Source organism: Bradyrhizobium betae, from assembly GCF_008932115.1.
Classification (GTDB): Bacteria; Pseudomonadota; Alphaproteobacteria; order Rhizobiales; family Xanthobacteraceae; genus Bradyrhizobium; species Bradyrhizobium betae.
Map to the genome: position 1 here is coordinate 6,817,389 of NZ_CP044543.1, position 26,217 is coordinate 6,843,605.

Consider the following 26,217-nt stretch of genomic DNA (forward strand, 5'->3'; position numbering starts at 1 on the left):
GATCGTGAGCATGTTCTCCGCGGATGCTCGTGAGTATGTGCGGTTTGGTCGTCCGGCTGAGGGCGGAAAGACTGTCCCCGATGCGCTGGAGGGAGCGTTCGCCGATCCGAACGATGTGATTGAATGGAGACTTCGTGACGGCAAACCATTCGCAGCCATCCATCGATATTTCTTGGACAACCGCCAAGTGCTGACGATCCACAGATTGCAAGCAGACAAGACCTCTTGCGTGGCTGCGATCGTTAACGTCCGTCGAGGGCGGGATGCAAACGAGCAGGCCATAAGGACCGCCGACGGGCTGGGGGCAGGGTTTGAATGTGGTCGCGATTCACTTGTGGTGGATTGAGGCGTAGGCACCTCTTAAATTCGCCTAGGCCTGGAGGCGAGATGCCCGACACCAGTGTCTCACGACGTGCCGCGTCCGCAGGGGGCGGAGCGGCGGAAAGAGGAGGCGGTCCGCACGGAGGAGCGAGCGGGCCCGGAGAATGCCGTCGCAAGAGCACGGGCCGATCTCGGAAGGCCAGACGAGAGCACGAGGCGCGAGCTCGCGAAATCGAAGCCGAGCGTGCGGCGCTCGATGAACGCGCTCAGGTCGCGGAAATGCGCTGGCACAGACAGAGGCAGAATCTGACCGCACTGCGCCGCCCGGGAGGAGCGCCTTAGGCTTCGCCTGCGCCGGAGAACTGCACCGCCGGCGGCGTCGCGCGCGGCGGCGGCATAGACCGTCGTTTCCGGATCCGGGTCTGCTCTTGAGATCGTATCGTTGGGTTAGGTCGAGCAGCCGCCGCCTGGTGAACGGGTCTGCCTTCTCGGCCAGATCGCGCGTCCGCTGCGCGAAGCCTCTGTAGAAATCTTCCACGACGCCACCCCGCAACATCACTGAAACGCCAATTTCAGTGTGAGACTCGCAGCGCGTCAAGTGGTCGACGCATCGGAAGTGTTCTTCGGCGATACGCTTGTGCTTGCGGCGCATCGGCATTCCTCTGCAGGTTTTTGTTGTCCGCGAGCCCCGTTCCCTTCGCGCCACGCAGCGGCCGAGCTGAGTCTGCTTCGGTTTGTCTCTCGCAGCCGTCCACCTCGTCAATGTCGTTTCCGCAAGCTGGAACTCGAATGCGCTCCCGAAGTCGTTCGAAAACCCTCATCTATCGTACTCCGATGTTAGATTAGAGCTTATCGCACTGCGGAATCTCGGTTTCTTTGCGGCTCCGCAAAGTTCTCGGTGGCGCCTCAGGTAGCTTGAAAGCCATGCAATCTGAAGCATCCGGCAAAGACTGAACTAGGCAGGCCGGTGTGGCCTGCGCGTCCTCTTCGGCGTGTCGGAAGGAACACTGAATAATCATGATCGGCGGCAGCATTTCCCGGTGGACGATGACTTACTTCGCGGCGGCGCTGACCTGGTTGCTTGCCGTGCTCACCCTGATGATCGTCGGCATCGGCCATCCCGCGACAGACCTGGCCGCACCCGATACGCTTGTTCTGGTGCACGTGGTCTGCATCGGGTGGCTGAGCCTCGCCATGTGCGGAGCCCTCTTCCAGTTCGTCCCGGTCCTCGTCGCAAGGCCTCTGTTTTCCGAGCGCTGGGCCTTGCCAGCCCTGGCCTTGCTGACGGCGGGGCTGGTATCGCTGCTCGCTGGCTTCATGGCTCTGGGCGGACGCCTGCCTTCCGCACCTTGGCTTCTGCCGCTCGGCGCCGTGCTGCTGGTCACCGGCTTCAGCCTCGTCGTGGTCGATCTCGGTTTGACCGCTTGGCAGAGGCCGACGGGGCCGGCACGATTCGTCCTGGTCGGCTTGGCGTCTCTTTGCGCGACCGTGGTGTTCGGTACGGTGTTCGCGTTCGCGTTGGCCGGATGGGCCGGGCGGATCGGCGAAGTCGTCCTTGCGCGGGGCATCCCGCTGCACGCCATTGCCGGGCTAGGCGGTTGGCTTACGTTGACCGCCATGGGCGTCAGCTACCGCTTGCTTGCCATGTTTATGCTCGCGCCTGACGTGGAGGATCGTCAGAGCCGCCTGACGCTTGTCGCCGGCGCGCTTGCCGTGGCTATGATCGTCGGCGGCGGAGCCGCAGCGATCGGATTCGGAGCGGGGCTGAATACCGTGCTCGCGATCGCCGCTTTGCTCGGCTTGGTTTGCGCCACCCTCTACGGGCGGGATCTCGCCAGCATCTTCCGTACTCGCAAGCGGCACCATCTTGAGCTGAACATGCGGATGGCGCTGCTGTCGTTCGCGAGCCTGGCAGGAACGGGGCTCTTGGGCGTCGCGCTCGTCTCGACGGCAACGCTGCCGATGCACGTGGGCGCTCTTGCCTTCCTAGCGGTCTTCGGCTGGCTGTCGGGGCTGGTCCTCGCCAAGCTCTACAAGATCGTCGCGTTCCTCACCTGGCTCGAGACCTACGGCCCCGTGATGGGGCGCGCGCCGACGCCCCGTGTCCAGGACCTGGTCGCGGAGCGCCGGGCGACGAAATGGTTCGCGACCTACTACGTCTCCGTCTGGATGGGGACGCTCGCTCTGCTGGCAAAAGAGCCGGACGCCTTCCGCATGGCCGCGGTCGCGATGACCGTGGGAGTGGTCGGAATCGTCCACGAAATCGTCCGCATACGGCGTCTGGAAGACGTCGCGTCGCCGTTGCGCCTGCCGGCGGGTGCCGTCGCGCCGCATCTGCTGTTCGCCAAAACCTGAGGAGATCGCAATGACCGCTTACCTGGATGTCGATGCCCGTCCGATCCTGCGCAGCGGAGGCGAGCCCTTCTCGGTCATCATGGCCGCGCTGGAGCGTCTGGAAAAGGGGCAAGGGCTCCGCCTCTACGCACCGTTCAAGCCGGTCCCTCTGTTCGCGGTCATGGCTGACAGGGGATTCGCCCACTCTGAGAGAGCCCTCGATGGCGACGAATGGGAGGTGCTGTTCACACCTGTCGAAGCAAAGGCGGAAACTGGATCGCCCGGCGGAGAGCACGCGCCCTTTGCCCCATGGCCCCAGCCGATCATGGAACTCGACAACCGAGACCTCGACCCGCCAGAGCCCATGGTCCGAATCCTCGCTGCAGCGGAAAAGCTCGGGCCCGGCGAGACGCTGTCGTCGCTTCTGAGTCGGGAGCCGGTGTTCCTGTTCCCGCAGCTCGAAAAGCGCGGCTTTCGCTGGCTCGGCGGATTTCGCCCTGACGGTGCCACCTACGAATTGACGGTGAGGGCGCCCTCATGACGGACCCGCTCGTCGAACCTGTCCGCGACGCTTTGCGGGTCGTGATCGATCCTGAACTGGGCGAGAACATCGTCGATCTCGGTTTCGTCTACGACATTGCCGTGGCCGATGGCGCCGTCCGCATCACGATGACGGCGACGACGCCGGGATGTCCCGCGACCTCGTTCCTGAAGGAAGGGGCGCAGACGGCAGCATCCACCGTTCCAGGGGTCGTTTCCGTCGACGTGAGGATGACATTCGAGCCGGCTTGGACCCCCGACCTCATCGTGCCGGCCGTCCGAACCTCGCTCGGTTTCGCCGCAGTGAACTGACAGCGCCATGGCCATCACCATCGAGATCGATCATGCAAAGACGCGCGCCAAGGCTGCAGCGGCCGCTGTCCTGCCCGTGGTGCCGCAGGCCGTCAAGGGTCCGATCCGCCGGATCAAATGGGGCATCCTGCTGCTGACGCTGTCGATCTACTACGTCACGCCCTTCATTCGCTGGGACCGCGGGCCGAACGCGCCCGATCAGGCGGTGTTGCTCGATTTCGCGAACGGACGTCTCTATGCGTTCTTCGTCGAGATCTGGCCGCAGGATCTCTATCTGGTCACGGGTCTGTTGGTGCTCGCCTCCACCATCCTGATCCTTACGAACGCGCTCGCAGGCCGCCTCTGGTGCGGCTTCGCATGCCCCCAGACCGTCTGGACCGATTTGTTCCTGCTCGTCGAACGCCTGATCGAGGGCGACAGGCGCCAGCGTCTCAAGAACATCGGTGCGCCTCTCACGGCCAAACGGACCGCCCAGATCATCGCAAAGCACGTGACTTGGCTTTTGATCTCGCTGGGAACGGGCGGCACGCTGATCTTCTATTTCACGGACGCGCCGGATTTGTTAGGTGGCTTGGTCGCCGGAGACGTATCCGCCAACGTCCTGACCTGGGTCGCGGTGTTCACCGGAACGACCTACGGACTGGCGGGTTTCGCGCGCGAGCAGGTTTGCACGTTCATGTGCCCTTGGCCGCGCTTGCAGGGCGCGATCTGGGACCCGGAGGCCTACACCGTCAACTATCGCGACTACCGCGGCGAGCAGCGAACCTCGGCGAAGAAGGCCGCCGAGTTGCGGCTTCAGGGCAAGTCTGCGGGCGATTGCGTCGATTGCGGCCAGTGCGTCGCGGTCTGTCCGATCGGGATCGACATCCGCGAGGGACCGAACTTCGCGTGCATCAATTGCGGCCTCTGCGTCGATGCCTGCGACGGCGTGATGGCGAAGCTCGGGCGCCCGCGCGGGCTGATCGACTACGAGAGCTGGGCCAATATCGAACGGGGACACCGCAGGGAGGCTCCTCGAAACCGGCTGTTGCGGCCGAAGACGATCGGCCTTGGGGCGGCCTGTGTCGGCTTAGCGGGCACCATCGGCGTCGCGTTCGTCACCAAGACTTCGGCAACGCTGTCGGTCCAGCACGATCGCGATCCCGTCGCCGTCCACCTGTCGGACGGCTCGCTGCGCAATGCCTATACCGTCAAGCTGCTCAACAAGTCGTCCAGTCCTCGTCGATATACGCTTTCCGTCGGCGGCATCGATGCGAGGCTTTCCATCGTCGGCAACGAGGATCTCTCTCCCATCGAGGTTGCCCCGGATGCCTCGGAGTCGTTGCGCGTGACCTTGACGGCGGCGGACGCCGGACACCGGGACATCGTGTTCACTGCCCGCGACGAGACGGGCAGCGCGATTTCTGCCACGGATCGGTTCGTCGAGCGGTAGCGTCCCAAGCTCAAGGTTTAAATCCGGACTGACGGAAAGGGCACACTCCGTCAGCGCCCAGTGAGGATCCCAAATGTCTCGCATCGCACGCAATACGGGCAGCCTTGATGCCGATGCAAAGCAGCCGTGGACGAACAGGGCAATTTGCTTGCGAGGGAATACTAGGTCGGGCGACCCGGGAAGACTTCGGTCGTGGAGTCGGAATCTGTAGCCCAGCCTAGGTGCGGCGCTCTTACCAAGAGCTCGGGTTTGGTTCCCTTTCCTCGAATCCGGCTCATCATCTGGGAGCGACGAGTCGGGGAAACGATGTCTACCACAGGTGCACATCCTCACTCGCAACGAATGCATGATCGCTTCTGAGTGTGCTCGGTAGGGAGCGTCCCGAATGTGGCCAGCTGGCTGGCGACCACGCGCGACCACTCCCGTGAGACGATGCGCACGCCCCAGCCTTCTTAGACAAACGACGCCGGACAAGGCTATCCGCCAACGAACGCATGCTGAACGAGGTTTGTAAACTTCGGCTCAAAATTATAAACCAGAGCGGGCTTGGCGCTCGCGCTATTCGAAAGACGAGATTTAATTTCAAAGGCTTCCTGGTGAGCGCGCTGGGGCTCGAACCCAGGACCCCGTGGTTAAAAGTCATGTACTCAGGTGTCCGTCTCAGCGTGACCGGCAGATTGTCCGATCAACAAAATGGATCCGCGCCGCGGCCGATTTGAAGGCAGGCAGCAGGGCGCAAGCCTCGCTCACGGGCAGAAAACTACGGTTGAGAAATCGCTGGGATGATCGTTGCAAACACCGTAGCTATTTTTCCGAGGTGTAAGAAAAGTCCAGTTGAATCAACGAGGTTGACAAGACACCCCTTCCGCCAGCACTGGAGCCTCCAAAGTCGAGGCGGCCTACGGCCGGCGCGCCGTTGGAGCAGGGCGGCAAGGTGGTGCCGATAAGAGAGACGATATTCCAAGATCTGAATGTAGAGCCCGCCGGGCATGACAACATTGGCAATATCGGAGACGCCAAGCATCCAGGGCGGGTGGCGATATCCGCAGGTTCCACGGCTTGAAAGGCTTGGCTCGAACCTCCGCACATGTTTCCGCGACCGTAGGCCAGCGCAGGATGCGCGTATCCTGATGCTTCAACCGAAATCCTATTGTGGCTCGGCTGGTTTATCGCGCTCATGACTTTCGGCTTCGACGGCTGCGCACGCGTCCATGCCATGGCAGCTGCGGAGATAGTACCAAGTGCCCGCCACGATCGAGCAAACAACCAGCACGGAAACCAATAGGACGATCGTCCACCGTCTATTCGACATTCAATGGCCTTCTGCGGTAACAGCCTTCTACCAAACGCTGTCCGATATCCCGATCGGGAAGGCAAGGAGAGATGTGGTGCGCTTCCGCCAGTGTCTCCGATCGGGATCTGTTAATTAGGCTTTCCCGCGCAGGTAATCCGTGAATCAGACATCCAATCCCGCCGCGCTCGACAAGCTCAAGCTCCGCATTCAGGCGTTGCGCGCCAAGACGATTGCCAATGGCTGTACCGAGGACGAGGCGCTGTCGGCTGCCGCCAAGGTCGCCGAGCTACTCGATCGCCACGATCTGTCGCTCTCCGACGTCGAGCTGCGGGCCTCGCCGTGCGAACGGAGGGTCTTTGAGACCCATCGCAAGAAGCGAATTCCCCTGGACGACTGCATCGGGGCGATCGCGCATTTCTGCGATTGCCGGGTCTGGCGCGAGAAGAACGCGGGCGGGGAGAACAGCTACGTATTCTTCGGCCTCGGCGCGGATGTCGAGGTCGCGCATTACCTGGCCGAATTGATCGACGGCGCCGTGCGCACTGAGCTCGGCCGCTTCAAGACCTCGGTCGACTACGCCGCGTTCCGCCACCAGGAGCGGCATCTGGCCAATTCCTCCTTCGCGCTCGGGATGGTGGCGTCGATCGCGGACAGGCTGGTGGCGATCAAGGCCGGTCGCGATCAGGTCAACGAAAGCACCGGCCGCGGGCTGGTCGTCCTCAAGACCTCGGTGGTCGATGCGGAATTGGACAAGCTCGACCTCAAGCTCCGAACCGTCCGCAGCACCAGCCGGATGGTGTCGATGACGGCCTACGAAGCCGGCGGCGCCGCCGGCGCGTCGCTGGCCATCAATCCCGGTCTTGGCGGGGCGCAGTCGGGGGCCACGCGCAAGGGAAGCTGAGCGGATCGGGGAAGGGACGTGAACTCGCTCGACCGGGCCACACCGCCACCGGGCACACGCCCGCAACAGAGGCGCCGTATTTCGGAATAATAGCAGTATGCCACTGTTTTGCCCGACGTGTCAAATCGGGCTTTGCGGGACGCGCGAGGCGGGTCGTGCAAGCCCTTGATCTGACACACGCGGGCTACTGTGCATGGGGTTGTTTTCGACATCTTGGCAGGGCTGGTCCGGAAACCTGTCATCCCATCAAGGTTGTATGAAATAGATCACGCGACCTGAGAAATATATTCGCGCGCGCACGGTGCCCAACGTGCGTGTTTAGATGACAGCACCCAAAAGTTGTGATTAGTCTCGCCCGCCTTCTTCGTCTTGCTTGCCCCGGGGGCTGGAATGGACACCGAAGCACTGACCGTCGCGTATGCGCGCGTGAAGGCGATCCTCGATGAAGCCGCGGGTGACAGCACCGCCGATTATGGTGGTGCGGGACGGTTTTGGGACAACGGTGCGCGGGCGCTGGAGGACGCCGAGATATTCGACGTCAAGATGGTCGCGCCAGTTCCGGAGGGCCATTCCTGCTGTGTGCCGGCCCATGCGCGCAGCGACGCATCCGGATTGATCAAGGGATTGCGCGGCGAAGCGCCGTTCGATGGCGGCCGGTTCCCGGCGCTGCCATGGGGCGGGCACGCGGTCGCGCCCGCCGATATCGACCGCATCGCCGACTGGATCGACGCCGGCTGCCCTGATGATGCGACCAGCGTCGCGGTCGAGCTTGCGCCCGGCAAGCCGGCAAGGACCACGACCGTGAAGGTCAGCGACATCGCCGAATTTGCCGAGGCCGCCGACGGCTATTCGCCGGCCGCTTGTATCGGCGAGCCCAGGCGGCGTATGAACATCGATTGCATGAGCGAGCCGCAGATCGAGCGGCTGCGCCGTGGCTTTCGCCAGCTCTATGCGCTCAATCGCTGGCCGGAAGACCGGCGCAGCTACAACAACCAGGCGCTGATCCACCAGAACCATTGCCAGCATGGCTGGGAGCGCTTCCTGCCCTGGCACCGCGCCTATCTCTACGAGTTCGAGCAGAACCTGCAGGATTTCGAACCCGGGTTGATGCTGCCGTACTGGGACTTCACCATGCCGGAGTACCGGCCGGAAGAGCCGGACAAGGGACGCATCATTCCGAATTCGATGAAGGCGTTCCTCACCGAGGAGGCCGCCGAGACGCTGGTGGCGGCGCTCGACCCGGCGCCGACGGCGGCGCAGAAGAAGGCGATCCTGGCGCTCGCGCAGGACCGCGTCACCTTCACCTCGCAGCACAGCTTCTTCTGCTACCTCATCAGCAAGATCGGTTATGCGGCCGTCACGCCGGATCCCGCGAACGCCAACCGGCAGCGCTTCATCGATGCGCTGCTGATGTCGAACGCGCTCTGGTATCCGCTGCGCTATCCGGCCGAGTATGCCGGCGGCGGCACGATCAACCAGGTCATCAACTATCATTACCCCTCGGCCGACGACATCGCGCAGATTCTCAGCCTCAACAATTTCCGCGATTTCGGCGGCGGCAGCATCTACGATTCAGCGTTCGGTTTCCTCGACCAGAACCCGCACAACACCATGCACATCTGGACCGGCGGCCAGAATCCCGACGCGGGGCAGGCGGCCTATGTCTGCAAGGACGGGCCCACCGCGACGGGAGCAACGCCGCAGCCGGGGGCTGCGACCGAGCGCGTCCGGACGCTCGCGAACCGCCGTAACGATGCCGCGCAGGTCGGGGGGCGCCGCTTCCATGCCCGCTCGGATCTCTATTCGCAGCCGGGTCTCGGCGACATGTTCAGCAACCTCACCGCGTCCTACGACCCGGTGTTCTGGCCGATCCACGTCAATATCGATCGCATCTGGTCGGAGTGGCAGAAGCTCAATCCGAACGCGCTGCCGGCCGATCTGGATTCCGTGCTGTCGCCGTGGAACTACACCATCCGCGACACCCTCGACATCGCCCCGTTCGGCTATGAATATGTGCGCAACTCGCATTTCATGCCGGTCGGGCTCGAGGCGCCGGTCAGCCGCTTCGTTTCGCAGCCGATCACCGTGCCGCAGGCCGCGCGCAGCTTCAAGCGCGCGGAAATCCGTCTGCACCAGGTGCCGCAACTGATGCGCTCCTGCTTCGTGCGCGCCTTCCTCAACGAGCCCGGTGCCGACGCGTCGACCCCGATCAGGGGCAACCCGAGCTACGCCGGCTACATCTCGATCTTCGGACACGGCGCCTGCTACGGCGGTCCCGGCCATTGCGATATCCCGCCGGCCCAGCCGCGACATTTCGACCTGCGCGGACGCAGTCACAATGCGCCGCGCAACCACCGGATCGACGTCACGGCCGCCGCGAAGCAGGCGCTCAAGAAGAAAGGCCCCCTGCAGATCACGCTGGTGGTGATCGGCGGCGATTACCAGGAGGAGAGGGAGCTTCTGAAGCTCGAGGGCGTGTCGATCAATTTCCTGGATTGAGCAATTCCGGATTGAGAAGGTGGCGGGGAAGTCATGGCGACGTATCGAATCCATCCGGGCATCGGCATCGCACGCCTGGGCAACAGCGACACCGAATTCTATCTCGCGCCGGAGACGCCCGCGGCGATGCCTCTGGCCTGCGACAGTTTCGGCAATCCGCTGTATGGCGCCGACGGCGTTACGCCGGTCCCGGTCAAGACGTTCAAGGACGCGCAAGGTCGCGTGAAGCGCCAGGCCGCGCGCTTCCAGATCTTCGTCTATGACGACGAGTCTCCCGAGGGCCGCCCGCTTGCGCTCGGCGATGCCGTCGAGGGCGGTGGCAATCACGGCGTTCTGGTCGACATCCAGTGGCGCGCCTATGTCGCCAACAAGAAGTCCTCCTGGTATCCGTTCACCGAGCTGAAGGGCGAGCACGGCTACGCCCCCGGCAGTGCGCGCCGCAATGCCGACATCACCGGCCAGGACCGCGACCTCCTCATCATCGATCCCGGTCCGCGCAGCGTGAACGCAACCACCAACAGGCGCGCGCATTTCGATCGCTCGGGCGGCCCCGGCAGCTATGCGACCACGTTTCCCCCCAAGGGTCTGCAGCCCTTCGATATCGACACGCTGGGCGAGATGATGACCGACAACAAGGGGCGCCTGATCGTGCTCGGCGGTCACGGCAATTCGGGCATGGACGTCAGCGGTAGCTTCGGTCCGAAGATCGAAGACTACGCCAACACCGACGGCTGGTACGACGACATCTCCGACGGTCCGGTGATGGCGCGGCTGATCATGTATTCGAAGCAGGTCGGCCAGACCCGCTACGTCGACGTCGAGTTTCCGGCGTGGGTCGTGGTCGGCTACCCGCGCTTCGTGCCGCAGATCCTCGACATGATCACGATGGACGAGGTGCTGTTCGATCTCTATGTGCGCGAGTTCGCCACCGACACCGAAATCTACGGCACCCTCGGCACCTACGACAATCCGCAGCAGATCCCGTTTCGCGATCAGGCGGCGCTGCGCCACTGGCAGGCCGGTCGCCTCGCGTGGAATCGCAACTACCGGCCGTGGTTCTATCGCGATATCTGGCCGATCCTGTTCCGGCCGGATGAGTTCCGATATCTGAACGACATCCTTCAGCAATCGAACTATCCGCACGACCAGGCGCAGCGCGGCACGTTCGATCCCGACAAGCTCTCGCAGACGCCAAAGCGTACAGCGCGGCCGCTGGAGGCGGAAACGCCGTCCGACGCGCCGCTGCGCGATGCCAGCCAGGGCGAGGCGGTGATGGCCGTGGCGGCGGTTGCCGGTCCGACGCGCCATGCCAAGGCCGATGACCCCTACGGACCGATGCGCCGCTTCCTGTTCGACCTGTTGCGCCGCGCCGGCGAAGCCAATTCCTTCCAGGTGCAGGACCGGGCGTCGTCGCGCGTCCATTCGCTGCCGCTGATGCCGCTGCTCTGCGGCGACAATCCGCTGACCAACGAGACGCCGTCGAAGTTTCTTCATCTTACCGAGTACCAGCTCTTCATCCTGGGCCAATGGGCGCGCGGCTGGTTCATCAACGAGAAGGAGGAGGGCTGGTTGCCCAAGGGCTATTCACCCTTCGAGCCTTACCCGAAGACGCCGCCGAAGACCGGCCGCGAACTCGACCGCGGCGTGCTCAGCAACGTGCTCGGCGGCGCTTTCTGTCCGGGCGGTGAGCTCGGCTGGGTGATGCGCAACCCCTCGATCTACTGGGCGCCTTACCGCATCAACGCCGACCGCAGCGTCTCCGATTTTCTCCAGAGCGCCGCCCAGGCCAACCAGGACCAGGGCAGCGTTATCGCCGACCCGACCTTCAACGTGGAGTCGCCGCTCGCCCAGGACAATGATTTTGAAACCGGTCTTCAGCCGGGCGATCTGACGAAATACATGGGCCTGCCCTGGCAGTCCGACTTCAACGAATGCACCACGCAGCCGATCAACATCACCTACGCCGACTGGAACAATCTCTGGCCAGCCAGCGACAACGACGATCGCTTGCAGCGCGACGAGAAGACCTGGACCACGCTCTGGTGGCCGGCGCATCGGCCCCTGCAGTCGTTCGAAATCGCATCCATCCAAAACGGCCGGCCCGCTTATGTCTGGACCACCTGGAGCCGCGGTGTTCCGCAGACGCCGGTCGGTGACCTCAAGATGGTGACCGAGTGGTGCAAGCTCGGCTTCATCGTGCGCAACCCCTACGAGCCGGCCGTCCAGCCCGCCGACAATTACAGAGCCAAGTACATCAGCGTCGAGCGAACAGCAGGATCGAATCCCGGTCCCAAAAGCGAGGCATCATGAGCGACAATCCGTTCGTCGGACATTGGACCTACCGCAGCCTGCTCAACGATCCCGACGTCAATACGGCCTTCAACAATCTCGAGTTCGGCCGTGGCACGATCGAGATCGTGGAGGGGCCGATGCAGCTGCTGGCCGGCACGATCGGTGGCCCCGGCTGGTCACTCGCACTGAAGGGATCGCGCGCCTACGGCTCGCCGATGCAGGCGCGCTTCCAGGGCACCGGCGTCGTCGGCGGCGAGGAATGGATCTACGATTATTGGGGCTCGCTGGTGCCGGCCTGGCCCAACGGCGTCGACCAGCGTCCTTCCATCGTCGGTTCGGTGATCCGGACCATCCCGCACAGTGGCGGCTCGCCGGGCACGGTGGCGCCGGCCGGTGTGGTCGCGTCGTTTTACGCTGTCCGGGCCGACTGACCTTGGCCGCGTTCGACATCATCATTGCGGGCGCAGGGCCAGCCGGCGCTGCCGCTTCCCGTGCGCTTGCAATGTGCGCGCCGGAGCTTCGGGTGGCCGTGATCGCGCCGGACCAGCGGCGCGGGCGGGGTCAAGGACGAGGCGAGGTGTTGTCGCCGCTGGTTCAGCCGATGCTGCGCCAGCTCGGTCTGTGGTCGTCCTTTCTGGCGCAGGAGTTTGCGCCATCACATCGCACGCTGACGTCATGGGACGAGCCCGGCCTGACATCGAGCGAATTGCTGCTCGAGGCGCGCGGGCCGTCATGGCGCGTTGACCGCGCCGGGTTCGACGATTGGATCGCAACGGAAGGCTGCCGAGCCGCCGTGCGCGTCGATGCGAAGGTCGCTCATCTTGCGCGTGAGGCGGACGGCTGGTCCGTCGCTTGCGACGACGGCGATCGCCATTCGGCCCGGCTGATCGTCGATGCGACCGGCCGCACCCGTGCACTCGCCCATCGCCAGGGTCTGCGGGCGAAAGCGCAGGACCGTCTCATCGCAGCCTACGCCGAGGCGACGATGTCGGGGCAAGGCGCACCGGAATTGCTCGTCGAGGCGTTTGAAGATGGCTGGTGGTACACGCTGGCACTGGACGGGGGCAGGCGCGCGTTCGCCTGCATGACGGACGCCGATCTTGCTCGCGGCCTCAGGCTGAGCACGCCGGACGGCTGGCGCGCGGCGCTCGCCGGGACGCAATTCGTCTCGGCGCTCGCGAGCAAGATCATTCAGCTCGATGAGCCGCGCCTGGTCCCGGCGGGCAGCCGATGTGCGGCAACGGCGGCCGGCTTCCGTTTCCTCTGCGCGGGCGATGCCGCAAGCGCTTTCGATCCGATCTCCGGCCACGGCGTGGTCAAGGCGATGCGCTCCGGCGTGTTCGCCGCCTACGCGGCGTCTGATTGCCTGGTCCGCGGTGATGTCGCTGCCCTCGACCGTTACGGCGCATGGGTCGCGCGCGAAGCCGCAGTCTATGCGACGACGTTGAGTGAGCACTACGGAAGCGTATCGCGCTGGGCCGCGCGGCCGTTTTGGCAGCGCCGGCGCGCATCTTCGAGCAATTCCTTGAACGGTCTTTCGGAACAATAGGGCGGATAAAATGATGAAGAGCTTCGCGCGAATTGGTCTTGTCATTGCCGCGCTCGGATCGAGTATTCCGGCATTTGCGGCACCGGTTCCCCGGGCTTTCGAGCCGCCGCCGACGTTGCCCGGACAGGGCAGCGTGGTGCAACTGGAGGCCGCCGTGGCGCCGGCCGTCGGCGGCTGCCGGCCGCAAGGGTCGATCTCGCGCAGCGGCTCGATCGTCTCGGTGGTGCTCAACTTCGTGCGCGGTCGCTTCTTCATCAACAATCCCGATCCGACGGATCCGCACCCGGACGGTCTCGACCCGGTCGAGCTGCGCTCCTATGGCGGTTGCAAGTCGGGCCCCGCGATCTTCGTCAAGCCGGGCGATACGCTGCGCGTCGACCTGATCAATCAGCTTACGAAGGACGATCCGAGCTGTCTGCCGAATCCTCCGGCCGGGCTGGGCTTGCCGGCGCTGGTCGGCTGCTTCAACACCACCAATCTCCACACGCACGGCCTGCACGTCTCGCCCGCCGGCAACAGCGACAACGTGCTGCTCAACATCGCGCCGCAGTCGAAGTTTCCGTACGAGATCAACATCCCGAACGACCATCCCGCAGGGACGTTCTGGTATCACGCACACCGTCATGGCTCGACGGCGGTGCAGGTGGCCAGCGGTGCGTCAGGCGTCCTCGTCGTCAAGGGCGAGCGCCCCTATACGCCACCGTCGCCGCAGAACCCGCGGCCCATCGCCGATATCGACACGGTGCTGCATGACGACAACGGGACGCCGCTGAAGGAACAGCTGTTCCTGTTCCAGCAGATTGCCTATGCCTGCTTCGCCAACCTGCCGAACCAGGCAGGCGGCCCGTGGCAGCAGATCTACACCACCCAAGGGCTCTACAACGTCAACAGCCCGCCGAATATCGCCAACGCACCATGGACGTGCCCGCTCGCGACATCAGGCAATCCGGTCAGCCCCGGCGTCGTCGAGAACTTCGGCCTGCAACTGGACTCCGCGACGATCTGGGACACCAATGGCCGCTTCACCAGCGTCAACGGCATCGTGCAACCGACGCTCACTGTGCCGGCTGGCGAGATCCAGCGCTGGCGCTTCGTTCATGCCGGCATTCACGACACGGTCAACGTCCAGCTCGTGCGCGCAACAGCTGTCGGCGCAACGAACCTGATCACGACTTCGGCGCTGAGCGGCAACCGCCAGCAGCAGAAGGACGATCTTCTGGCGTCCTGCAACGCATCGCCCTCGACGCTCATCCCGCAGTTCGAGATTGCAACCGACGGTCTGACCCGGGTCAAAATGCGCACCGTGCACGCCTCGCAAGTCGGCGGCGTGCTGGAATCGAACTACATGCAGCCCGGCTATCGCAGCGACGTCCTCGTCGTCTTCCCCTCGGACGGCGACTATTGCCTGCTCAACCAGGCGGCGCCGCCAGCCGAGCGCGTGTCCAACGGCAACGGCGGCGGGCAGGGGCCATCGACGCCGCAATTGCTGGCCTACATCCATGTCCGTGGCGGACAGCCCGTGACCGGCGACCTCCAGGCCTATGTCGGCAAGGCTCTGTACGATGCCAATCCGGCGCTGCCGGACCCCGTCCGCACCGGATTGCGTGACGGCGACCTGCGGCCGTGGGCACCGTTCGAGAACCTTGCTTCGCCCGCGGCCGGCAGCCAGGAGCAGCAGGCTGCTTTCGCGATCAATTTCCCGGCGTTCACGGTCAACAGCAAGTCCTACGATCCCGACGTGGTGAACTTCACGCGCGAGGTCAACACCACGGATGACTGGCTGCTCAGCGCGCAGGGCGAGCCGCACATCTTCCACATCCACGTCAATCCGTTCCAGGTGATCGACGTCGTCACGACCAACGCCAACGGTCAGCAGATCTCGATCTACAATCCCGACGGCAGCTGCAAGGCGGACATCGTGTATGCCGACAAGCAGCAACTGGCCAACCAGTATTGCGGCATGTGGCACACATTCCGCGACACCATCATCGTCGAGAACAACTACCAGATCCGCGTCAGGACGCGGTACGACCGCTACATCGGCGAGTACGTCCTGCATTGCCACATCCTCGACCACGAGGACGCCGGCATGATGGCGAACATCGAGATCGTGCCGGACCTCAACGCGCCGGGCGGCGGCCTCGGGATGGCCGGCATGCGTCACGCCAAGCCGGCCGGGATGCCGGGAGGCCATCGACATTGAGCGCGGCTGCCGGCGAGGGAGGATCGAGCGCGATGAAAATCGGAATTCCCGTCTATGAAGGCGTCGACATGCTCGACGTCGCCGGCCCCTTCGAGATGTTCGACTGGGCCGAATTCGATGTCGAACTGGTCGCGGCCGAGCCGGGATTGAAACGGTTTCGCGGGGGATTTCGATTTGAGGTCACGAAATCCTTCGCGGAATGCACCCAGTACGACGCCGTCTGGGTTCCCGGCGGCGATCCCCCCGCGCTGGCCGGGATCATCAACGATCCGCACCGGGCCTACTTCAATTTTCTGACCAAGCAGGCAGCCGGCGCGAAGTACATGTGCTCGGTCTGCGAAGGAGCGATGTTGCTGGCGGCGTCAGGTCTTCTCGACGGCTACTCTGCGACGACGCACTGGGCCTTCCTTGGATGCTTTGCGTCGATCGCTCCGAAGGTGAAGGTTGCCGAAGGACACCCGCGTTTCGTGCTGGATCGCAACCGTCTGACGGGAGGCGGCATCTCGGCAGGTCTCGACGAGGCGCTGATGCTGATCACGCTGCTCGGCGGCACCGAATTGGCACGTGAGGTTCAGCAGAATACCCAATATTATCCGGACCCACCGGTCCGCAGTCCGATCCCGCCAACGCCAAAGCAATGTCCCATCCCTGGCGTAAAGTCATCGGGGGCGAAACAATAGGGCAGCACCCAGGGCCGGTTCAGCCTCGGAAGGCCCGGTTCCGTCACGACGGCCGGCGGAACTTTTGCCCATGGTCCGCGTTACCTTGCCATGGCTGAAGATATTTCCTTTCGACGCAAACCCCTGACCCCCGAACAGCGACAGGCGCGCGATGCGGTACGCCGCGTCGAGGCTGAAAAGGCCATGCGCGACCATGAGCAGGCGCAAAAGGCATTCTACGCCAACAAGGAACGACTGAGGGAAGAGCGGCTCGCGCGAGAAGCTAGAGAAGCGAACACGCCGAAGACCTGATCGACCGCGGTTGTCGCCGCAATATCTCGTGCGTTCTGTCCTCTGTGCCGGCTTAGTAGCGCCGGTCAGACGCGCGCGCCGCGCCGAGGGCGAGCTTGAGTGCCTGGACGGCGCCTGCGAACGGGCCGCGCGGGGATTGCGCCTCGATTGCTTCGGCTGCAATCCGGCAATCGTCCGCGACCTTGAGCAATCCGCTTCGCGCGAGATCCAAGGTGGATAGGGCTGCCTGCTCCAGGCAGACCCTTTCAAGCCGTCGAAACTCCCGCAACTCTTTGTTCATGCGTCAGCTCTCGATGTCCCGGGCCATGCGGCGCTGAGTCTGTTTAACGATTGGTAAACACCCCTGACTAGCCGACGTGGCTAGCGCGGAGCTGGTGTGTGCCGTGCACGCTCCGGCCCCGCCTGCATCGGCGGGCTTGACGGGGTTTGCCTTCCACCGGAAGCTTCGACTGATCCTGAACTGACATGAACCACGGAGACGTTCGCTCTCACCCAGTCCGATCCGCATCAAGCGAAAGCATTGGAGCTGACCATGACCACGTTCGACAAGCGCGAGCAGGGCTTTGAGGCCAAATTCGCCCACGACGAGGAGCTCGTGTTCAAGGCCACGGCCCGGTCCAACAAGCTGCTCGGCCACTGGGCTGCAGCGCAGCTCGAGCTCAGCGGCGCAGCCGCGGCGAGCTATGTGACCGCGCTGGTGACGGACAATCTGGAGAGCCAGACGATCGACGGCGTCGTGGGCAAGGTGTCAGACGATCTCGCCGGCAAGGGCGTGACGCGTGAGCAGGTCGCGCAAAAGCTTCAGGATTGCCTGCACCAGGCCGTTCAGCAGATCGAGGCAAAAGCCTGAGCGGCGCGCCGTCGGCGCTCACAGTTCCATGTAGACGATCTCGATGGGCTCGCCGCCAAGGCCGTGCGAGAACAGCCCTCTGCCCGTGCTTCTGAAGCCGTATCGTTGGTAGAAGGCTTCGGCGTTAATGGTGGCCTCGAGTCGGATTGGCCCGCTATGGCCTTGGCGTGCCTGGGCGACGCCGATGTCGAGCAGTCGTTGACCGAGCCCGGAGCCGGCCGCCTCGGGCAGGACGAACAATCGGGTGACCTCGCCGGGCTCGGCATCGACGAACCCGACGACCACGCCGTTGCGAAGGCAGACGGTCATCTGCCCTTTGGCGATGAGCTCTTCGTAGAACCGGGGCGACCGCTCGCCCATCCAGTTCTCGATCTGCGCCGGCGAATAGCATCCGTTCGCCAGACCGGCGATCGAAGCTTTGGTGATGTTGAACACCGTTTCCGCGTCGTCCGGATGGGCCGCTCTGAAAGACACCTCGTCATTCGGCATATTTGCGCATTCCGGACTCGCTGAGCTTGTCGACATAGGCGATGCCGAGTGCCGAGACGATGAAGGTGATGTGGATTAGCACCTGCCACATCACGCCGGTCTCGGTGAAGCTGGCGCGGTCCGAGCCGAGATTGCCGGCTTCGATGAAGGTGCGCAAAAGCGCGATCGAGGAGATGCCGATGATGGCCATGGCGAGCTTGATCTTCAGGACGCTCGCATTGACGTGGCCAAGCCATTCAGGCTCGTCGGGATGCCCCTGCAGGTCGAGCCGCGAAACGAACGTTTCGTAGCCGCCGACGATGACCATCACGAGCAGATTGGAGATCATCACGACGTCGATCAGCGCCAGAACGCTCATCATGATCTGCTGTTCGGTGAGGTCGATCGCATGCCAGGAGAGATGCCAGAGCTCCTTGAGGAACAGCACGATGTAGACGCATTGGGCCGCGATCAGCCCGAGATAGAGCGGCAGTTGCAGCCAGCGGGAGCCGAAGATGATCATCGGCAGCACGCCCAGGCGCGGAGAGGCCGGGTGGGGGCCGGTCTCGGGCTTGGTCCTGGGCTCAGGCTCAACCGACATTCAGGCAGCATCCTCGCAGCGAGATGATCTTGGTTTCATCTAACCCGGCAAGATGGCCGGTGGAAGACGCGAAGCGCAGTTGCGGCCTTTCACAGCGCGATGGCGTCTCGTGTTAGCCTGCCAGTCGGCCGTCGCGGGATCGGGAGGTGAGGGAATGTCTTGGACTGGGTTCGGCAAGCGGTCCGGCGCGCTCGCCGTCGCTGTCGCCATCCTCATTGGCGCAGGCGGCGACACAGGGGCCTTGGCAACGCCGCTGACGCCGTTTCGCGACCAGGCGCAGGCGCAGCGCCATTGCCCGCAGGACCAGGTGGTCTGGCTCGACTTCAGGAAAGGCGTCTATTACGGCAAGAGGCAGAAGCGATATGGTAAGGGTTTTGACGGCAGCTTCGTTTGCCTGAGCGAGGCTCGCGACAGCTTCTATCGCCGCTCGCTGTTGGGCCTGCGTTGAGGGGCGCGATCCAAGGCCGAGGAACGGAGGTTTCTATGTCCGGCCCGGCAGCTTCACCGGCACGTGCGGGGAGGTGCTGATCACGCGCGGGCTTCCGTCGGCATAGGTGCGGTCGCCGCGGATCAGCGATTCCAGAACCAGGAAAAATTTCTCAGCAAGCATTTGCGTCACCCTCGTTGGTGATGGCCTCTTGAAATGAGTCGAGGCGCCGAATGCAAAAATTCAATCAACTAAACGGGAGCAGGGCAATAGCGGACCAGGCCGCATGCCGCGTCGCGGTGTAGTTGTGGTTAGAAACAAGGAAAGTTGTGGTGGTGCTCAGCCAAAGGCCAGCGCCACGAGGCTCGAGCAGAGCAGAACCAAACCGCTGGCAGTCAATGCCAGGAAGCCATCGGATACGAGGTCATGGTTGCGCATGGGACACCTGCCGCTCTTGTCTTCGATGCTCGGCCGGATTGCTTAAAATTGTCCGAACGTGCCGTCTTGAAAGAGGTGATGCTTGCCGTCCGCGCGACTGCCGTCAGGCCCTCGTGCGGTAACCTTCAAACGCATGGGCCAGGAAGATCCCCGCGCTTACCAGACCCATCAGTGCCGAAACTGTCTCGATCATCGTTAAATTCCAAATCCCGCCCTTGCACGCGAGAGAACGCGGGCGGCCTTGCACAGTCAAAAGAATTCCAGGGAAGTTCGCGACAATGGGGGTGGAGTGAGGATTTGGCGCAACAGAATGTCCAGGAGTGGCACAGAGCGGGGGGGCCGCGCTCCGTAGATCAACGGGGAGAAGCGAACGCCCCGTTTACCATCCCGGCGTGATGGCTGTGGGCTCCCCATTTCCGCCGTGTTCGGGTTGCGTTATCCTTACTGCTTCCGACGCGGTGGTGGGCCGCCTCGGAGCAAGGGACCGGACAGTGCTTCCCCGTAGCCAAAGCGGGTTGGGTACGTCTTCGGTAAAGTGGTATTTGGGGCACATGGGGATCCGACGGTCAGATTCGGTTTTGCGGGTCGCGCGCGGCGTCGCGGCGGTCGCAACCTGCCTTGCGCTCGCCAATTGCGCCTCCTCCAACAAGTTCGCCGGCCGGGTCGATCCGAAATACGGCGTGTCCTCGAGCCCCCGCGTCGTGGCTCTGGGCGATCCCGTGCCGAAGGGCGGCGGGACCTACCGCGTCGGCAAACCGTATGTGGTGGCGGGCCGGACCTATGTGCCCGAGGAGGACGTGAACTATCGCGCCGAGGGCATGGCATCCTGGTACGGTGATGATTTCCACGGCCGCCTGACCGCCAATGGCGAGGTGTTCGACATGGGCTCGCTGACGGCGGCGCATCCGACCCTGCCGATGCCGTCCTACGCGCGGGTGACCAATGTCTCGAACGGCAAGTCGCTGATCGTCCGCGTCAATGACCGCGGGCCCTATCATGGCAACCGGCTCATCGACGTCTCGAACAAGGCCGCCGAACTGCTTGAATTCAAAGGCAACGGCGTCGCCAAGGTCCGTGTCGAATATGTCGGCCGGGCGCCGCTCGAAGGCTCAGACGACCGCCAGTTGATGGCAACCTTACGCACCGGCGTTCCGGCGCCGACTCCCTCGATGATTCGCGTCGCCTCGGCCAGACCCTTCGTGCCGGAGCTTGCGTCTTCAGGTCGGGGAGCGATCCGCGGCGACGTTCCGATGCCGGAGGGGCGGCCCTACAATCTCGGCAACACGTCCGCCGATGTCGCCTCCATCAATGCGACCTCCGAGATGTCGGCGTCGAGCCGCAGCCGGGGCCGGGCGCTTCAGAATGCCCGCGCCGTGTCCTACGATCAGGACGGCGGCTACGCGAACGAGAGCGTTCCGTCGTCGGTCGATGGTGCTGCCGAGGCCCGCAGCATCCTGAGCGGCCGCGGTCTCTACTGATCAAGCAGACCTACCGACTTGGATCGTCAGTTGGATCCTGCGGCTCCGCTGTCAGAACGGCATCTGCGCGCGCGCCTTGAAGGTCCAGACCTGCGTGTTGGAGCCAATTCCGCCGAGCTCGGCGCCGAGGCCGATCGTGGCGCCGCCGGCAAGCTTTGCGCCGACCCCACCGGTGACGCGCGCCGACCAGCCCTGGAGCAGTGGGGTCGACGCCAGCGGCACGCCGCCCGCGGCTATGATCGCGGCGGCATCGTCTTGGGTGAAGTAGTAGTCGGCATAGACGCCGACATAGGGCGCCAGCAGGACGCTATCGAGCCAGGCGAAGGGGTAGGTCATCTTGTTGCCGGCTGAGGCCCGGCCCGTCGAGAATGTGCGGGCGGACTGCTGAGTGCCGAGCGAGTCGACATAGGCGTCTTCCCGCTCCCATAGCGTGTAGACCTTGGCCGAGGGCTCCAGATAGAGGCCGGCCCATTTATAGGTTCCGGTGAAGCCGGTCGAGAACATCCAGCGGTTGCCGTTGAAATTGCCCTGCGCCGCGCCGGCGGTGCCGTCATAGCCAATGCCGGAATAGGTCAGGGCGGCATCGTAGCGCAGTGTCGGCACGATCTTCCAGCCGAGATAGGCACCGACGGTCCAGCCGTCGCCCTTCAGCTTTCCGTTGACGGTGTCGTCGGTGTAGCTGAAGTTCTCGTAGCCGCCGAGCACGCCGACCAGGAGGTTGGGTCTTGCGCGATAGGTCAGCCCCATCAGCGCGTTCACCTGCTGGCCGCGAAGAGAGGCTTGGTTGACCTGGCCGACACCGAGCGCATTCGACGAGTTCCAGCGATCGACGCCGCTCCCGCGTACGTCGGCCCACAGCAGCCATTCCTTCTCCTGATGCCATTTCGGCACCGCCTTCTTCGGCATTTGCTGGTCGATGGCCGCGAACGCGTCATCGACACGGGAGCCGTTGCGGCGCGCGCGTCCTACGCCGCGCATATTCGCATTGCGTTCCGCATCGTAGGAATTCCGTCCGGCGTTGCCAGTGCCCGTTGCCGCGTCGTCGTCATCGCGCGGATCGGCCGAGAAATTGATCCGCATGCCGGTACTGCCGGGCGTGAGCAGCGTGCCGCCGTCCGGGTTGAACCCATCGGCAATGGCGTCGTCGATAGCCCCCGAGATGACCTGCCCGGAATTTTGGGCCACCACCTTGGTGACGTTGGCTTGAAGGGCGCGCAGTTTGAGACTGTCGGCGGGAACGTTCACGCTCTGGGCCAACGCCGCCGACGTGCTCGGCGTGAACAGCGGGCTGCCCGAATAGCTTGCCATAATGGTGTGGCTGCCGACAGCAAGGGTCGAAATCGTCAAGGTGGCAATGCCACCGCTCAGAGTGCTGGTGCCGATCGCGCTACCACCGTCGTTGAAGGTCACGGTCCCCGCCGGCGTTCCTCCCGCACCGGTGACGGTTGCATTGAACGTCACGGCTTGCCCGAACTGGGTCGGGTTGGCCGACGAGGTGAGCGCGACCGTACTTGCGACCTGACCGACGGACAGGGTGAATGTCGAAGTGGCCGAGGCGTTGTTCGTGTCCGTGACCGAGACCGTATACGTGACGGTCGGCGATGGCGTGGTCGGCGTTCCGCTGATCGATCCCGTGGCGGTGTTGTAGACGAGGCCAGCGGGCAGCGCCGGCGAGATCGCATAGGTTAGCGCGCCGGTGCCGCCCGAACCGGTCACCGGCGTGAACGGCGTCACGATCTGATTGATCGGCAGCGACGTCGACGGGACGGAGGTCGTTGCGACAACGGCGCCATTCACCGTCAGGCTGAACGTGTTCGAGGCGGTCGCATTGTTGGCATCGGTGACCGTGACCGTGAAGGTCGTGGCGCCGATCGTCGCGGTCGGGGTGCCGGAGATGCTGCCAGTCGACGCGCTGTAGGTGAGGCCGGCAGGCAAAGCGGGCGCCACGCTGAAATTGAGAGGCGCGGTGCCACCGCCGCCGGTGACGGGCGTGAAAGCCGTGACGGCGTGGTTGGCGGTGATCACGGTGGAGGCGACAGCCTGGGTCGCGGTCACGCCACCGTTGATGGTCAGGCTGAACGTATTGCTTGCGGTTGCGGCATTGGCGTCCGTCACGGTCACCGTGAAGGTCGTGGCGCCCAGCGCAGCCGTCGGCGTCCCCGAAATCGCGCCGGTCGAGGTGTTCAAGGTCAGGCCGGCGGGCAGGCCCGGTGCGATGCCATAGCCGAGCGGCGAGGTACCGCCGCTGCCGGTGACCGGAGTGAACGGTGTTGCGGCGGTGTTCTGCGTCAAGCTCTTCGAGGCGATCGATTGCGTCGCGGTGACCGCGCCGTTGACGGCGAGGCTGAAGGTGCTGGTAGCGGTGGCATTGTTCGTATCGGTCACCGTGACCGTATAGGTGGTGACTCCGCTAGTTGCCGTCGGCGTCCCTGTGACGGCTCCGGTCGTAGCGTTCATGCTCAATCCGGCCGGCAATGTCGGCGAGACGCCGTAGCTCAGAGAACCGGTTCCACCGGAGCCCGTGACCGGCGTGAACGACGCGGCCGCGATGTTGACCGTCAGCGACTTCGACGGGATGGCCTGGGTCGCCGTGACTGCGGCATTCACGGTCAGGCTGAACGTGTTGCTGGCGGTCGCATTGTTGGCGTCACTGACGGTGACCGTATAGGTGGTCGCGGCGCTGGCTGAGCTCGGCGTGCCGGTGACAGCGCCGGTTGATGAGTTGAGGATCAGCCCCGTGGGAAGGCTTGGCGAGACGATGTAGGACAGCGGAGAGGTTCCGCCACCTCCGGTCACCGGCGTGAAGGCGGTGACGACGTGCCCGGCGGTCAGGGTCGCCGAGGCGACAGACTGGGTCGCGCTCACCGCACTGTTGACGGTCAGGCTGAACGTGGTGCTGGCGGGGGTCGCGTTGGCGTCTGTCACGGTCACGGTGTAGGTCGTGGTCGCGCTGGTCACCGTTGGTGTACCCGTGATCTGCCCAGTGCCTGTGTTGAAGCTCAGTCCGGTGGGCAGCGACGGGGAGATCCCGTAAGATAGGGGAGATGTTCCTCCCGCGCCCGTGACCGGGGTTACCGGTGTTGCGGCGTGGTTTTGCGTGAGCGTGACGGAGGCGACCGCCTGGACCGCGGTCACGGGGCCGTTGACGGCAAGGCTGAACGAGCTGTTTGCGGAGGCGCCGAGCGTGTCCGTCACGGTGACGGTGTAGGAGGCAGTTGTGGTCGTCGCCGTGGGCGTGCCGGTGATCTGGCCGGTTCCGGTATTGAAGCTCAATCCAGCGGGAAGCGAAGGCGAGATGCCGAAGGTCAGGCCGCCGGTGCCGCCGGCTCCGGTCACCGGGGTGAACGCTGTCACCACGTGATTGACGGTGAGGGTGGCCGATGCGATCGACTGGGTCGCGGTGACCGCGGCATTGACGGTGAGGCTGAACGTGCTGCTCGCGGACACACCATTCGCGTCGGTGACCGTGATCGTGAACGAGGACGTCGCATGCGTCACCGTCGGCGTGCCGGTGATGGCGCCGGTCGTGGTGTTCAGCGTCAGGCCGGCCGGGAGTGACGGGGAGAGGCTATAGCCGAGCGGAGCCGTGCCGCCGCTGCCCGTGACCGGCGTCGTCGACGTCATGGCGTTGTTCTGCGTCAGTGTGATCGAGGGCACCGCCTGCACCGCCAGGACGGGGCCGCTGACGGCCAGCGAGAAGGTGCTCGACGCGGTGGCGCTGTTCGTATCAGTGACGGTGACGGTGTAGGTCTGCGCGCCGCTCGCGACCGTCGGCGTCCCCGTGACGGCACCGGTCGAGGTGCTGAAGCTCAACCCCGTCGGCAGCGTCGGCGAAACGCTGTAGGTCAGCGCGCCCTTGCCGCCACTGCCGGTCACGGGGGTGAAGTTGGTCGAGGCCTGGTTCTGCGTGAGCGTCTTCGATGCCACCGATTGCGTCGCAGTCACAGCCGCGTTGACAGCGAGGTTGAAGGTGTTGGTGGCGGTCGCACTGTTGGCGTCGGTGATGGTGACGGTATAGGGCGTATTCAAACTTGTGACAGTCGGTGACCCCGTGATCGCCCCGGTAGAGGAGCTCAAGCTGAGGCCGCTCGGCAGCGTCGGTGAGACGGAGTAGGTCAGTGCGCCGGTGCCGCCCGAACCAGTGACGGGCGTGAAGTTGGTCGAGGGCTGGCCTTGTGTGAGGATCGTCGATGGGACCGACAAGGTCGCCGTCGGTCCGGTGACGGTCAGCGGTGTCGGTGCCGCGGCGGTCCCGCCGGTGGCAGAGCTTGGACCGGTGACTGAAACGGCTCCGCTCGTGTAGGGGTACGTGTTGGCGATCGACGAAGATACGGTCAGCGTCACCGTGCAGCTCGCGCTACCATTGAGCGTCGCGCCGCTCAGGCTGAGGTTGCCGCCGCTACCTCCGGAATAGGAGGCTGTCCCGCTGCTACAGGTCGTCGCTGGGCTGGTACCGCTCAATCCCGCCGGCAGGGCGCCTGCGGCGACGGCGAGTCCGGTGACCGGGAAGCCGTTTGGATTTGTGATGGTCAACGTCAGGGTCGACGTCGATCCGGACGATGTCGCGATCGACGTGGGCGAGAAAGCTGCCGTGATGGACGGGGCGGTGGTTGGCTGAACGATGTTGGACAGCGCAATGATCAGGGTGCTGTCGGTATTGCCGAAGGATGGGACAAAACCGGTAGGTTGACCCCAAATATCGGCTTGCGAATAATAGGTCAGCGAAATCGTGTCGGTCGTCCTCCCAAGCGTCGGCAGGGCCGTCATGGTGAGGGTGTAGTTGTTATAGTAAAAGCCACCGTGTCCCGACGTAGTGGGGCCGACGTCTATCGTGTAAGTTCCTCCGTTTGTCCCGCTTACCACGGCACTGGATGTTGAACCGCTGGCGCCGCCTACCGGAAAATTGTTGTTATTTGTGCCGCACGTCGAATACAGGGCGCTGTTGGCGATGACATTATACGACGTGTAGGACGTTCCGCCGGCGTCGAATACGGGAACGTTGGTGCCGCCCTGACCGCTGGTGCCGTCCGTGTTGAACGCAATCTGGCTGTTTTTCGCAATCGAGGTTGCGACCGTCAGGTTCGATGTAAACGTCGTGCAAGCCGCCCACGCGTCGCTCGCCGAAAGCGAAAACAACGCTGCCAATACACCGCATGCGATAGCGGAGTAACGTCGCAATTGGGCTTTCGACGACCAGCGGTGGGGACGGCTGGTTTCGCGCGTCAGCGCCGTAGCAGAAATTGCGACAACACCGACCCCGCGCCCGATCGACTTGGTCAACCGACCAGCGAATTCCCAAGCAATGCC

21 protein-coding genes and 2 pseudogenes are annotated in these 26,217 nt (G+C 64.1%); 16 read left to right on the forward strand and 7 right to left on the reverse strand.

Annotated elements, in window-relative coordinates; all coding sequences use genetic code 11:
* Positions 1 to 10 precede the first annotated feature (10 nt).
* A complete protein-coding gene (locus tag F8237_RS32775) occupies positions 11 to 346 on the forward strand; it encodes a hypothetical protein (RefSeq protein WP_151650206.1) in 336 nt (111 codons plus the stop codon).
* A gap of 313 nt (positions 347 to 659) precedes the next feature.
* Here F8237_RS32775 and F8237_RS37050 read toward each other — a convergent pair.
* A pseudogene (locus tag F8237_RS37050) lies at positions 660 to 877 on the reverse strand (hypothetical protein).
* A gap of 461 nt (positions 878 to 1,338) precedes the next feature.
* Between F8237_RS37050 and F8237_RS32785 the strand changes: the two are divergent.
* Genes F8237_RS32785 through ccoG form a run of 4 tightly spaced genes read left to right on the forward strand, consistent with a single transcriptional unit; the run spans position 1,339 to position 4,939 of the window.
* Positions 1,339 to 2,676 (forward strand): hypothetical protein, encoded by a 1,338-nt coding sequence (locus F8237_RS32785; RefSeq protein WP_151650207.1) that lies wholly within the window; start codon positions 1,339 to 1,341, stop codon positions 2,674 to 2,676.
* A 10-nt stretch (positions 2,677 to 2,686) separates the two neighbouring features.
* Complete coding sequence (locus tag F8237_RS32790) at positions 2,687 to 3,196, forward strand: DUF2249 domain-containing protein (RefSeq protein ID WP_151650208.1); 510 nt, start codon at positions 2,687 to 2,689, stop codon at positions 3,194 to 3,196.
* The gene (locus F8237_RS32795) at positions 3,193 to 3,507 is read left to right on the forward strand and encodes a metal-sulfur cluster assembly factor (RefSeq protein WP_151650209.1); all 315 of its coding nucleotides are present in this window, start codon (positions 3,193 to 3,195) and stop codon (positions 3,505 to 3,507) included. Before F8237_RS32790 ends, F8237_RS32795 begins: the two co-directional genes overlap by 4 nt.
* Before the next feature lie 7 nt (positions 3,508 to 3,514).
* Positions 3,515 to 4,939 carry a cytochrome c oxidase accessory protein CcoG gene (gene ccoG / locus F8237_RS32800; protein ID WP_151650210.1) on the forward strand — a complete coding sequence of 475 codons (1,425 nt, stop codon included), beginning with the start codon at positions 3,515 to 3,517 and terminating at the stop codon, positions 4,937 to 4,939.
* Positions 4,940 to 5,101: 162 nt separating this feature from the next.
* Here ccoG and F8237_RS37490 read toward each other — a convergent pair.
* Positions 5,102 to 5,287: pseudogene (locus F8237_RS37490) on the reverse strand (hypothetical protein); the annotation flags it as partial.
* A 1,103-nt stretch (positions 5,288 to 6,390) separates the two neighbouring features.
* On the opposite strand from F8237_RS37490, the gene F8237_RS32810 reads away from it, so the two are divergent.
* The 8 genes from F8237_RS32810 to F8237_RS32845 all read left to right on the forward strand — a co-directional run bounded on the left by F8237_RS32810 (position 6,391) and on the right by F8237_RS32845 (position 16,648).
* Complete coding sequence (locus tag F8237_RS32810) at positions 6,391 to 7,134, forward strand: DUF7168 domain-containing protein (protein WP_151650211.1); 744 nt, start codon at positions 6,391 to 6,393, stop codon at positions 7,132 to 7,134.
* Between the two features lie 390 nt (positions 7,135 to 7,524).
* Positions 7,525 to 9,633, forward strand: coding sequence for a tyrosinase family protein (locus F8237_RS32815; RefSeq protein ID WP_151650212.1), 2,109 nt, complete (start codon positions 7,525 to 7,527; stop codon positions 9,631 to 9,633).
* 33 nt (positions 9,634 to 9,666) lie between these two features.
* The gene (locus tag F8237_RS32820; protein WP_151650213.1) at positions 9,667 to 11,943 is read left to right on the forward strand and encodes a LodA/GoxA family CTQ-dependent oxidase; all 2,277 of its coding nucleotides are present in this window, start codon (positions 9,667 to 9,669) and stop codon (positions 11,941 to 11,943) included.
* Positions 11,940 to 12,356, forward strand: a complete 417-nt coding sequence (locus F8237_RS32825) for a hypothetical protein (RefSeq protein WP_151650214.1) — start codon at positions 11,940 to 11,942, stop codon at positions 12,354 to 12,356. The genes F8237_RS32820 and F8237_RS32825 overlap by 4 nt, the downstream gene beginning before the upstream one ends.
* Positions 12,357 to 12,358: 2 nt before the next feature.
* Positions 12,359 to 13,474, forward strand: a complete 1,116-nt coding sequence (locus F8237_RS32830) for an NAD(P)/FAD-dependent oxidoreductase (RefSeq protein ID WP_259172382.1) — start codon at positions 12,359 to 12,361, stop codon at positions 13,472 to 13,474.
* 10 nt (positions 13,475 to 13,484) lie between these two features.
* A complete protein-coding gene (locus F8237_RS32835; protein WP_151650215.1) occupies positions 13,485 to 15,677 on the forward strand; it encodes a multicopper oxidase family protein in 2,193 nt (730 codons plus the stop codon).
* A gap of 32 nt (positions 15,678 to 15,709) precedes the next feature.
* Positions 15,710 to 16,357 (forward strand): DJ-1/PfpI family protein, encoded by a 648-nt coding sequence (locus F8237_RS32840; protein WP_151650216.1) that lies wholly within the window; start codon positions 15,710 to 15,712, stop codon positions 16,355 to 16,357.
* Positions 16,358 to 16,447: 90 nt separating this feature from the next.
* The gene (locus tag F8237_RS32845) at positions 16,448 to 16,648 is read left to right on the forward strand and encodes a hypothetical protein (RefSeq protein WP_151650217.1); all 201 of its coding nucleotides are present in this window, start codon (positions 16,448 to 16,450) and stop codon (positions 16,646 to 16,648) included.
* A gap of 52 nt (positions 16,649 to 16,700) precedes the next feature.
* Here F8237_RS32845 and F8237_RS32850 read toward each other — a convergent pair whose 3' ends face one another.
* The gene (locus F8237_RS32850; RefSeq protein ID WP_151650218.1) at positions 16,701 to 16,928 is read right to left on the reverse strand and encodes a hypothetical protein; all 228 of its coding nucleotides are present in this window, start codon (positions 16,926 to 16,928) and stop codon (positions 16,701 to 16,703) included.
* A gap of 252 nt (positions 16,929 to 17,180) precedes the next feature.
* Between F8237_RS32850 and F8237_RS32855 the strand changes: the two genes are divergently transcribed.
* Complete coding sequence (locus F8237_RS32855; protein ID WP_162006315.1) at positions 17,181 to 17,498, forward strand: DUF1476 domain-containing protein; 318 nt, start codon at positions 17,181 to 17,183, stop codon at positions 17,496 to 17,498.
* Between the two features lie 18 nt (positions 17,499 to 17,516).
* Here the strand turns inward: F8237_RS32855 and F8237_RS32860 are convergent, their stop codons facing one another.
* Positions 17,517 to 17,987 carry a GNAT family N-acetyltransferase gene (locus F8237_RS32860; protein ID WP_151650220.1) on the reverse strand — a complete coding sequence of 157 codons (471 nt, stop codon included), beginning with the start codon at positions 17,985 to 17,987 and terminating at the stop codon, positions 17,517 to 17,519.
* Positions 17,977 to 18,567 carry a TIGR00645 family protein gene (locus tag F8237_RS32865; RefSeq protein WP_151650221.1) on the reverse strand — a complete coding sequence of 197 codons (591 nt, stop codon included), beginning with the start codon at positions 18,565 to 18,567 and terminating at the stop codon, positions 17,977 to 17,979. The genes F8237_RS32860 and F8237_RS32865 overlap by 11 nt, the downstream gene beginning before the upstream one ends.
* A 154-nt stretch (positions 18,568 to 18,721) precedes the next feature.
* Here F8237_RS32865 and F8237_RS32870 point away from each other — a divergent pair, with 154 nt between their 5' ends.
* Positions 18,722 to 19,015: a hypothetical protein gene (locus F8237_RS32870; RefSeq protein ID WP_151650222.1), complete on the forward strand. Its 294-nt coding sequence runs from the start codon at positions 18,722 to 18,724 to the stop codon at positions 19,013 to 19,015.
* Between the two features lie 33 nt (positions 19,016 to 19,048).
* On the opposite strand, the gene F8237_RS37290 is transcribed toward F8237_RS32870, so the two are convergent.
* Entirely contained in the window at positions 19,049 to 19,177 is a 129-nt protein-coding gene (locus F8237_RS37290) for a hypothetical protein (protein ID WP_259172381.1), read from the reverse strand.
* An 806-nt stretch (positions 19,178 to 19,983) separates the two neighbouring features.
* On the opposite strand from F8237_RS37290, the gene F8237_RS32880 reads away from it, so the two are divergent.
* Positions 19,984 to 20,910 carry a septal ring lytic transglycosylase RlpA family protein gene (locus tag F8237_RS32880; protein WP_151650223.1) on the forward strand — a complete coding sequence of 309 codons (927 nt, stop codon included), beginning with the start codon at positions 19,984 to 19,986 and terminating at the stop codon, positions 20,908 to 20,910.
* A 51-nt stretch (positions 20,911 to 20,961) separates the two neighbouring features.
* On the opposite strand, the gene F8237_RS32885 is transcribed toward F8237_RS32880, so the two are convergent.
* A complete protein-coding gene (locus F8237_RS32885; protein ID WP_244626035.1) occupies positions 20,962 to 25,443 on the reverse strand; it encodes a putative Ig domain-containing protein in 4,482 nt (1,493 codons plus the stop codon).
* Between the last annotated feature and the right edge of the window lie 774 nt (positions 25,444 to 26,217).